The organism is Streptomyces sp. NPDC058662, assembly GCF_042716255.1.
Classification (GTDB): Bacteria; Actinomycetota; Actinomycetes; order Streptomycetales; family Streptomycetaceae; genus Streptomyces.
This window is the reverse complement of sequence record NZ_JBHXRU010000157.1, coordinates 1-9,181: the sequence shown is the minus strand read 5'-3', so window position 1 is coordinate 9,181 and position 9,181 is coordinate 1. Positions and strand designations below refer to the sequence as shown.

Annotated in this window: 9 protein-coding genes and 1 pseudogene; 4 read left to right on the top strand and 6 right to left on the bottom strand. The window is 67.4% G+C overall.

All coding sequences use genetic code 11. From position 1 onward, the window contains the following. Positions 1-230: 230 nt before the first annotated feature. Positions 231-848, top strand: coding sequence for a DinB family protein (locus ACFWUQ_RS30205; protein ID WP_384544367.1), 618 nt, complete (start codon positions 231-233; stop codon positions 846-848). Positions 849-1,516: 668 nt separating this feature from the next. Here ACFWUQ_RS30205 and ACFWUQ_RS30200 read toward each other — a convergent pair. The 5 genes from ACFWUQ_RS30200 to ACFWUQ_RS30180 all read right to left on the bottom strand — a co-directional run bounded on the left by ACFWUQ_RS30200 (position 1,517) and on the right by ACFWUQ_RS30180 (position 5,451). Next, the gene (locus ACFWUQ_RS30200; RefSeq protein WP_384544365.1) at positions 1,517-2,068 is read right to left on the bottom strand and encodes a hypothetical protein; all 552 of its coding nucleotides are present in this window, start codon (positions 2,066-2,068) and stop codon (positions 1,517-1,519) included. A gap of 211 nt (positions 2,069-2,279) precedes the next feature. Then, the gene (locus ACFWUQ_RS30195; RefSeq protein WP_384544363.1) at positions 2,280-2,663 is read right to left on the bottom strand and encodes an ABC transporter permease; all 384 of its coding nucleotides are present in this window, start codon (positions 2,661-2,663) and stop codon (positions 2,280-2,282) included. 43 nt (positions 2,664-2,706) lie between these two features. Next, positions 2,707-3,138, bottom strand: coding sequence for a DUF4259 domain-containing protein (locus ACFWUQ_RS30190; RefSeq protein ID WP_384544361.1), 432 nt, complete (start codon positions 3,136-3,138; stop codon positions 2,707-2,709). 56 nt (positions 3,139-3,194) lie between these two features. Continuing rightward, positions 3,195-4,799 carry an ISL3 family transposase gene (locus ACFWUQ_RS30185; RefSeq protein ID WP_384544359.1) on the bottom strand — a complete coding sequence of 535 codons (1,605 nt, stop codon included), beginning with the start codon at positions 4,797-4,799 and terminating at the stop codon, positions 3,195-3,197. Between the two features lie 145 nt (positions 4,800-4,944). Continuing rightward, positions 4,945-5,451 (bottom strand): DUF2199 domain-containing protein, encoded by a 507-nt coding sequence (locus tag ACFWUQ_RS30180; protein WP_384544357.1) that lies wholly within the window; start codon positions 5,449-5,451, stop codon positions 4,945-4,947. 793 nt (positions 5,452-6,244) lie between these two features. Here ACFWUQ_RS30180 and ACFWUQ_RS30175 point away from each other — a divergent pair. The 3 genes from ACFWUQ_RS30175 to ACFWUQ_RS30165 all read left to right on the top strand — a co-directional run bounded on the left by ACFWUQ_RS30175 (position 6,245) and on the right by ACFWUQ_RS30165 (position 8,368). After that, positions 6,245-7,000, top strand: coding sequence for a helix-turn-helix domain-containing protein (locus tag ACFWUQ_RS30175; RefSeq protein WP_384544355.1), 756 nt, complete (start codon positions 6,245-6,247; stop codon positions 6,998-7,000). A 153-nt stretch (positions 7,001-7,153) separates the two neighbouring features. Then, on the top strand, positions 7,154-7,507 hold the full coding sequence (locus tag ACFWUQ_RS30170; RefSeq protein ID WP_384544353.1) for a hypothetical protein: 354 nt from the start codon (positions 7,154-7,156) through the stop codon (positions 7,505-7,507). A 291-nt stretch (positions 7,508-7,798) separates the two neighbouring features. After that, positions 7,799-8,368 carry an SMI1/KNR4 family protein gene (locus ACFWUQ_RS30165; RefSeq protein ID WP_384544351.1) on the top strand — a complete coding sequence of 190 codons (570 nt, stop codon included), beginning with the start codon at positions 7,799-7,801 and terminating at the stop codon, positions 8,366-8,368. A 1-nt stretch (position 8,369) separates the two neighbouring features. On the opposite strand, the pseudogene ACFWUQ_RS30160 reads toward ACFWUQ_RS30165, so the two are convergent. After that, a pseudogene (locus ACFWUQ_RS30160) lies at positions 8,370-8,753 on the bottom strand (transposase family protein); the annotation flags it as partial. Between the last annotated feature and the right edge of the window lie 428 nt (positions 8,754-9,181).

The following is a 9,181-nucleotide window of genomic DNA, read 5'->3' as shown; positions in this document are numbered from 1 at the left end:
CCCTGTGGGAGAGTAGGACGCCGCCGAACAATCATTGTGGGAATGCCCCGCACCAACCCGTTCCGGGTTCGGTGCGGGGCATTTCTGCGTTCCCGAACCTTTTCTGCTGCTGTTCCGTTCCCTCATTTCGCCGCCTGAATAGAAGTGCGGGGCAGGGAGGGCCTGTGCCAGGCTGGCGGGCCCGCGGATCCTCGCTCCCCCGAGGACCGGCAGCGCGAAGAGGAGAACCTGTGACCCCGTCCCGCCTGGTGCCCCTGCTGCAGCAGTTCGACTTCGGTTGCGAGCGCCTCACCGGCCGGCTGGCCGGGCCGGTCATGGACAGCGGTGACGGGGAGCAGACCGCGGTCGGCCCCATGACCGATCGCGAGTACTTCTGGGAGCCGGTATCCGACTGCTGGTCGGTCCGCCGACGCGCGGACGGGCCAGGGGCTCGGGCGACTTTTCTGGCGGGCACCGGTGAGTGGGGGCGCGACGCCGCCGCCTATCCGCATCCGTGGCCGCCGCCGTTCACCACGATCGCCTGGCGGCTCAGCCACCTCAGCGAAATGATGACGCTTCGCGCCGAGCACACGGTCGGTCAGCACACGCTGACCCGGGACGACTACGTGGTCAGGGGAGACGCTGACTCGGCGGTCTCCGCCTTCGCTCGGGGCGCCGAGGCCTGGCGTAAAGCGCTGCTGTCCGTCGACGAGGCCGTTCTCGACACCGTCGGGTACTGCACCTACCCCCACGGCAGCGACGCCGAAGAGCCGTTCATCGACATCGCGTGGTGGGTCAACCAGGAACTCCTGCACCACGGCGCCGAAATCGCCCTCCTCCGCGACCTCTACCGGGCCCAGCAGTACTGAATGGGGGGGCCTGTCAGGCCTGCCTCGTGGAACTCTGTCTCACCGCCTGCCCCACGACGGCCGGCAGCCGCACGCGCTCGCCCGTCCGGTCTGGGCGCCGTGCACAGTGTGCTCAAGAATCGATATGTCATTGCCGACGCGGTCGGCACGTGGCGGGCAACCGGTCGGCATGTCCATGTCCTCGACACGGCCGAGCGGGAGGGCTGGGACCTCCTGATGGAGATGGACACCAGGCAGCACCTGATCAGCGGGGGGGGGGCGACTTCCTGCCCTTGGGGGCCGAGCTCAGGCGACGTCCTCATCGCCCTTGCCAGGACGGACCAGGGGGCCGCCATCCTCGTTGCCCCAGTGGTCCACGGACACCACGACGGGATCATGGTTCAGGGTTCGGAGGGCGACTGGACCGGCCACCCCATGAACTTCGCCGAGTGGCTGTACCGCTACCTGACCGGCGAGGACGTGGACCGTTGGGGCAGTGCCGTCCCCCAGCCGGGCCTGTTCGCCTGGAGTACCTCCCCGCGGGACCGGACGAGCGCACCCCCCCCGCGAGGTGTACGGCCCAGAACTTGGCATGTGAGCTCTCGCATCGGAGGAGACGACGTCGCATGGCTGTCCCGGCAAGAAGGTTGGCTTCGCGTGCGGGGCAACCTGGAGAGTCGGCGAGGTGCTCAGCCGGGGGTTCGTGAGGTGTCCAGGGAGCCGGCGAAGTCGGCCAGCGTGTGGAAGTCGCTCTCCTGGAGGCCGATCCGCGGGTTGACGTGGTGCAGGAACCCGGGCCCTCGGTGATGTGCGGTCACGTACGCCTGATCAAGCTCACTCCGCTCGTCGTCCACCCAGGCGAAAGGACGGCCGTCGGCGTAGTGCACCAGCGGCCCGGTCTTCCAGTGGACTCCATCAGGGCGTTCTTGGAGTAGGACGTCGCCGAAGTCGACGAAGGGGAGTTCCGGAAGGCCGAGGATCGGTGCGATCCACCGGTTGGCGTCGTCCATCCATGTGGTGGCCCAGCACAGGTCGAAGCCGAGCTGGAGCAGGATGCGTCCGTGCGCGGGGTTGAGCCAGACACGCAGAGGGCGTCGTCGGGACGACAAGCCCTGGTCGTCCGCACGGGCGTCGTTCCGGGGAACCCTGAGGGTGGTGTAGCCGGCGGGGCGCCTTTCCGGCTTGGCTGCGTACGGGTTGAGCGGCCCGTCCACGTCGAGGAACAGCAGCGGTCGGTGCACGGCTCCCCCCCCGGGGTCTCGCTCACTGTGGACTGCCCCGATCAGCGTAGCTCCGGGATCTTCTCGGCAGGGGGCCGACCTGAGATGCGATCTCTACGGGACCACGCCTTGGCGCGGGGTACGTCCCCAGCACGGGCGGGGCGGCGTACTCCCACGGGGTCGTCTCGGGGTACGCGGCGGCCTGCGGGGGTTGCCCGCGTTGCCATGGCGGCTACTTGGGGTCGAGGTTGAACGTGGAGGCTGACCAGAGGTAGCCGAGTGCGGTCAGTGCCAGGCACCAGGCGATGGCGAGCCAGCCGTTGTGTCCGATCACGCTGCCGAGCAGGAGGCCGGGGAGGGGTTCGATGGCGGGGGTGAAGGGCTGGTACTGGGCGATCGGCTGGAACCAGCCGGGCATCGCCTCGATGGGGACGAACGCGCTGGAGATCAACGGCAGGACGATCAACGGCATCGCGTTGTTGGTGGCGGTATCGGCGTTGGGGCTGGCCATGCCCACGGCGACGCCGCCCATCAGGGTGATGCTGGCGACGGATTGGATCACGCTGCCGATGACGTGTCCGATGAGTACGGAGCCGGGGCGGGTGGCTTTGTCCACGAGAACCGGTTCTGGCACAACTTCCGTGCTGAGTGACGCTCCGTTACGTCTGAACATCGAAGAGAGCGATGGAAGGGGGTGGCGGGGCAAGCACTGTGCGAAGGCGCGTGAGTATGGCTCGCCACTGCTTCCAGTCCTCCGGGTCGACCCAGTTTGAGGCCAGTCCATCCTCGTCCCCGACGATGCGGGCGAGGGCTTCGTCGGCGAGTGCGCGCAAGTCGGAGGGGAACAGGGGCATAGGTGTTTCCGGGCCGTAGGGCGTGTCGACGGGGTCGCCTTCCGGGCATTGCGCCGCGATCAAGGCGGCCGCGGCCACCGCCTCTTCCGCTTCCGTGAGATAGCCGGTTGCGTCGATCGTTCGGACGAGGACGCCTCGGATCAGGGCTTCTCGTGCCTCGGGCTCGGCATCGTCGAGTGCGTTGGTGAAGTCTGCGGCTGTGTCGTTGTCGAAAGGGCCGGTATCCCAGGTGCCCATGCTGATCTCCTTACGTATGGTCGCCCGGATCCTCGCATCAGGCACTGACAACACGATTACGGGGCGAGCAGGACCCGTTTGCGAAGAAGGTTGAAGCCTGCGCGGCCGAACATCTGGCGCTTGAGCATCTTGATCCGGTTGACGTGGCCTTCGACGACTCCGGAGTTCCAGGGCAGGGTGAGGCCGGCGATGACGGCATCGCGGTCTCGGTCGATGCCGGCGGCGAGGGTGTGGAGGCTGGGCAGGTCGTCCTGCCGGACGGCTTCGAGCCAGTCCGGAAGTCGTTCGCCTTGGCGCTCGGTGAGCATGATCGCGAAGGACCGGACGTGCCTGGTGAGTGCGTCGATTTCCGGGCAGTTGGCCCGGACGCTCTTCAGTTGGAGGTGTTCGGTCTCGGGAAGGGTTTCTGGGCGGCGGAGGATCCATCCGGCGACGGTCCGGGGTGAGGGCGGGCGCGCTGTGACGGGCCGTGGCGAGGTGCGCTTTTGGTGGAGGTAGGCGCGAACGCGCTGGTAGCTGCCTTTGTAGCCGAGCGGGACGATCTCTTCCCACAGTGTCGAGGCGTTGGTGCAGCCCTCGTTCCAGCGGTCGTCGAGGTAGGTCTTGTACTCGTCGAGAACGGAGGTCCGGGCCTGCCACTGACCGGTGAAGAGGTCTTCGGGCCTGGCGGCGTCCGCGTACCGTTTGACGGTTCGGCTCGTCATGCCGAGCTGCCGCTGGATCGCGCGGCGGCTGTGTCCTGCCTCCACCAGAGCGTGGATCGTGCCGTGCATGGTCCGGGTTCGGTCGGCGAATCGGTGGCCGGTCGGCCATGGCGAGCTGGACGGCTCCTCCGCGGGGTCGGGCTCCGTCTCGCTCGTTTCAGGTGTCTCCGGGACCAGGACTCGCAGGCACTGGCGGTGCTGGGCGGTGCTTCGCTCGGCGGCCTCGGCGAGGTTGTGCCAGAGGTGCCACCGGTCTGCGACCTGCACAGCCTGCGGGGCACCAGCGGTGGCTCCCTCAGCGAAGAACGGTGCACGATCCCGGCACACCACCTCAATTCCGGGCCGCTGGGCCAGCCACGCGGCAAGGCTCGATCCCTCTCGGTCGGGCAGCAGATCGATGGGTCGGCGGGTTTCGACGTCGACGAGGACGGTGCCGTAGTGGCGGCCTTTGCGGGTGGCGTACTCGTCGACACCGACCACCCGCGGGATGGGTACCTCCGCCTCCGCAAGTGCGTCGACCAGTCGCAGGACCGTGCTGCGGCTGACGGATACGCCGAGGACGTGGGCCAGGCGGGCGCCGGCCCGGCCCGCGAGGGCGAGGCCAATCGCGGCCAGGGTCGAGCGCAGGCGCTCGGTCTGCTGGCCGTGCCTTCGGGTCAGGCCGGTTATCTGCTCGACGAATGTGCGGCGTCCGCACTCGGCGTTCCGGCAGGTGAACCGGCGAACCCGCAGCTGGAGTACGACGCTTCGTCCCCCACTGGGAACGTCAGCGGGAAACCGCAGGTAGGAGCCGTGAACCTGGTCGGACCACGTCCCGCACCCCGGACACGTGGCACCCCCGGCGGTGCACCGCGCATCAACACGCACTATCGCGATGTTCACGTCCACCGACAGCACCGCGACGTCCACGATCGACGGGAACAGCAACTCTTCCAGCCGGAGCAAGACCTCTTTCACAGCTACGAACTGTCGGCCCCGTCAGTACCACCACGGTTCGTTTTCAGGCAACTTCCCAAGCAGGTCCGGGGAGCCCAGCAGTAACTCACAGTGCGACCTGAATCAGGACCACAACCCTGGGGACAGGGCCATACCAATGAGGCTGTCAGCCTCGGAGGAGCAAGTCTGCGAGCTCTTTTACGCGGCTGGTAGTGATGCCCTCGCGCTGCTCGATCGCGAGGGGGTGGTCGGTGGGTTCCGCTTCGATCAGTGGGCGCTGACCGACGGCGCGGGTGTGGACATGGGTCTTGAGGTGGAGTGTGGAGTGCGGATAGGCGGGCAGATCGGTGGAGAGCCAGCCGAAGTACGGGGGCTCCTGCTCGCGTGCCGGGTCGTTCCACAGGTCGTGCGTCCGGGCGAAGTTCGCTTCGCTCAAGGAGACCCAGACCCCCCAAGAGAACGTGTCGCCGCTGTCGCGCACCCGTATCTCGATCAGGCCGTGGACGAAGAAGTGCCGACCTTTGATCATGCATTGGTCGGCGGTCAGCTCGCTGTCCCGCCGCCGGGAGTACCGAGGTTTCCACGCCGCCGGAGCTGGAGCCCCATAGGACAGCGGCGGGCCGTCCCCATGTTCTGTGCAGCACGCGCATGTGTGGTGGTGATCAGCAGCCATGGTGCTGAGCCTAACGAGCCGGTCAGACATATCTTCGGGCGCATAGGACGTAACGCTGTCGGCGCTCGACGCGGCGGTGGTTCTCTTGAGGTGAGCGCACGGCGAGCACGCCCGTGTCACCTCGCCCCACGACGCCCGAGCAATAACATCTCCTCTGTCCCGTTACGCTCGGTGACGACCCCACAGAACTTGCGCCAGAACCCGAGAACCGACAGCAGGCGTTCACTACTGCGGGAGGCACCCGGCACGTCGGGGATTCGAACGGTGCGTTACACACCGTGGCGGTGCTCAATCCCGCGCCGTGGATTGAGAACACACGTTGGAAGGTCCGCCACAGGGCTGCAACATGCCCCCTCCCTTCTTTGCGGAGGGCATTGTTCGTTTTCGTGTGTGCGGGATGTGGCGCCGAGCTGACCATCCCGCTGTCGGTGTACTCGACCGCGGTCCGCTCGGCCGCCCTCACATCCCGGCTCCTGCCGGCGTCCGCGGGCAGCACCTCGACCGTGTTGTCGGCCCGGGCGGCGGCGATGAACCGCAACTGCCCCGCGCGGGGAGGTCCCAGCATGACGGAGACCGGGCACTGCTTTAGTTCCTGAAAATGGAAACGCTACGTTGCATTCAGACTCGCAGTAATGGACGTGCTGCGCGCTGATGCCTTACTTGCAGCTCAGTTGCCAAACATCGTTGCGATAGTGCTCGCGGCTAACGCAACGCCTTGCGACGTTTTGTTGCAATGGATTGAGAGTGAACGCTATGCTGAGGCCAGCAGCGGGACGCAGCGAGGGAGAACGTGGTGCCGGGAGGCAGGCTCACTCAGCAGGAACGCCAACAGATCGCGCTCGGGCTGGGAGACGGACTGGCTTACGCGGAGATCGGCAGACGCCTCGACCGCCCGACGTCGACGATCACCCGGGAGGTCATGCGCAACGGCGGTCCCACCGCCTACCGCGCCGACCTGGCCCACCGCGCCACCGAGCGCCGCGGCGTGCGGCGCAAGCAGTCCGCGCCTGAGGGGAGGGTGGCGTCCCCGCTGCCGCACGGACGCGACGCCGAGGCCGTGCGCGAGTACGAGGAAACGTTCACCACCGTCCTCATGGCCTCGGGCACGCCCAAGATGATGGCCCGGGTGCTGACCTGTCTCACCACCACCGACACCGGCAGCCTCACCGCGGCCGAACTCGTCGAGCGCCTCCAGGTCAGTCCGGCGTCCGTCTCCAAGGCGATCGCGTTCCTGGAGGAGCAGGGCCTCGTCCGCCGTGAACGCGACGAACGCCGGCGTGAGCGCTACGTCGTTGACGACGACGTCTGGTACCAGTCGATGATGGCCAGCGTCCGTGCCACCGCACACCTTGTCGAGGTCGCGCGGCAGGGTGTCTCCGTCCTCGGTTCCGCCACTCCCGCTGCCCACCGGCTCGAAAACATCGCCCGCTTCGCCGACTTCGTCAGCGAGAGCATCGCCCGTGCGGCAGAGCAGGCCCGCGAGATCCTGCACACGAAGCCCGACGTGGCAGCGGTCAGCGGCGCCGAGCCGGGTGGGGCGCGCGGATAGCGGCTGGACGTAGAGGGGGACAGGAGCCGTCCGTCCCGTCGTCCTGAGCGGGAACGGGGTGGCCGGCCACCGGATGGGGTGGATATCGTCCGGGCTTCCGGCCGCCACCAGCCTTTGGGCGCCGGCGGCCCCGATCTTCCCGGAGGCGCATCCATGACCAGCCGGCCCGCGACGACGACCCTGTGGCGCCCGACGGGTCCCGCCGAGCTCGCGCTGCTCCAGGAGCTGGACTGGCGGGCCTGGCCGCCGAGGCTGCCCGAGCAGCCGATCTTCTATCCGGTCCTCAACGAGGACTACGCGATCAGGATCGCGCGGGACTGGAACGTGAAGCACGACGGCGCCGGCTTCGTCACGCGCTTCGAGGTCGACACGGAGTTCCTGTGCCGGTACCCGGTCCAGCAGGCGGGCGGCCGGACCATCCTCGAACTGTGGGTACCGGCCGCGGAGCTCGACGAGTTCAACGCCCACATCGTCGGACCGATCGAATTGGTCCATACGTTTCGCTGAGTGAGCATTTTCAGCTTCGCCACTCCAGGGTGACGCCGGGGCCCTCGCTTGAGCTCTGGAAGCTCCTCGGCTGGGCCCGCCGGGCACAGTGGGCTGTCTGTGAAAAGTCGCGGGCGGTCACTTCGCTGAGGGGCCGGCCCTGCGCTTCGGGGCGGAAGATGATCGCGGGGAGGGATGGAACGCATGCGCGAAGTGCCATCCCTGCAAGGCTCTCCGGCCGGTACTCCCCAACCTCCGCAGTGGCGTAGTCGGACGGAGCCTCCCTATAGAGAGGACAGAGGGCAGAGGGCGATGAGTGTGGCTGACAGTTGGTCGCGTGTGATGAGTCTTCTTCGGGAGCACGCGCCGGCCGATCACGCGGATCTGCCAGGGCCCGCTACGGAGCAGATGCTCGCGGCAGCCGAGGAACGGATGGGGATCTCCCTGCACGGGGACCTGCGGACGTGGCTGTTGCAGAACAATCTGGATCTGCCGGAGGAAGACGTCGACGACGAAGTGGCATGCTGCGGCTTCGACGGGTTCCCCGACGAGGGAAGCTTCTTTCTGGGCATCCGGGCGATGGAGAGGCTTTACGCGAACCGCTCCATGCCCGGTGGATTCGACCCTCCGGACCAGCCGGACTATCCGTTCTGGCGTAACGAGTGGATCCCGTTCCTGTCGGACCAGGACGGCTGGACGGGAAAGTTCGTCGATGTGCGGGATGGGCGCGTCGGCAGGTGGTTCGTGGGTGACCCCACGGTCACGGGCGAGTACGAATCGCTGGCCCAGTATGTCGACTCCGTGACGGAGACGCTGACGAGGATCGCCGGTGGAAGCTCCCGGGTCTGTCGGTTCGCCGAAGGTCGACTTGTCTGGTCGTGAGACGGCGGAGGATCTGCCAGGACTTGAGTCGCGCGATGCTTCGTTCGACCGGTGCTCGTGCCGCCGCTGACAGGGTTCGGTTGATTGTCTGCTGAGGTGTGGTGAGCCCCTGGCTGGGAAGCCGTCTGATGGGCGTGGTCACCCAGGGCCAGCCCCGATGTAGGCGCGGTCGGCGAGCACGGGGACGCCCTGGCGTTCGCAGATCCGGATGATGCGGTGGGTGCGGGCCGCGGCGATGCTTCTGGGAGAAGTCGGCCCGGCTGTCGCCGACCCGGTCGCACTCGGCGAGCGTCCCGTCGAGCAGGACGTGATCAGGATCCGTCTTGCGCAGGACCCGCCGCCGACCGGGTGCCCGGCGGAGAACCAACGAGGCTCTTGCGCTGATGAGTGGAGACGTCGAGCACCTCTCTCAACGGCACGGGAGCCTCGTGAGTTGCGGAACGCTGGCCCGTCACCTGATCCGTGGCCACTCTGAAAGAGCTCACTGTCGAGCGCCGGCCGCCGGCCCGCTGTCGACGGAGCGGACCCCCGCCCGGAGGCGGCAGCCACCGGACGAACCGACGGCGTCCGGGTGTACGCGGACCCCGCCGGTCCCCGTTTTGACACCCCCCAGGCGCAGTTGTAGAGTCAAGCGGTTGCCTCGAACCGGTCAGGTTCGGCAGCCCCATCCCCTTGGAATCTCGTTCCCTGTGGGGTGCACTCGATTCGTTCAGGAATCCGAAGCCGGGAAATCCGGTGGAAAACTTCTGATAGAGTCGGACTCGCCGGAAAGGGAAACGCGAAAGCGGAAACCTGGAAAGCGAAACCCGCTTC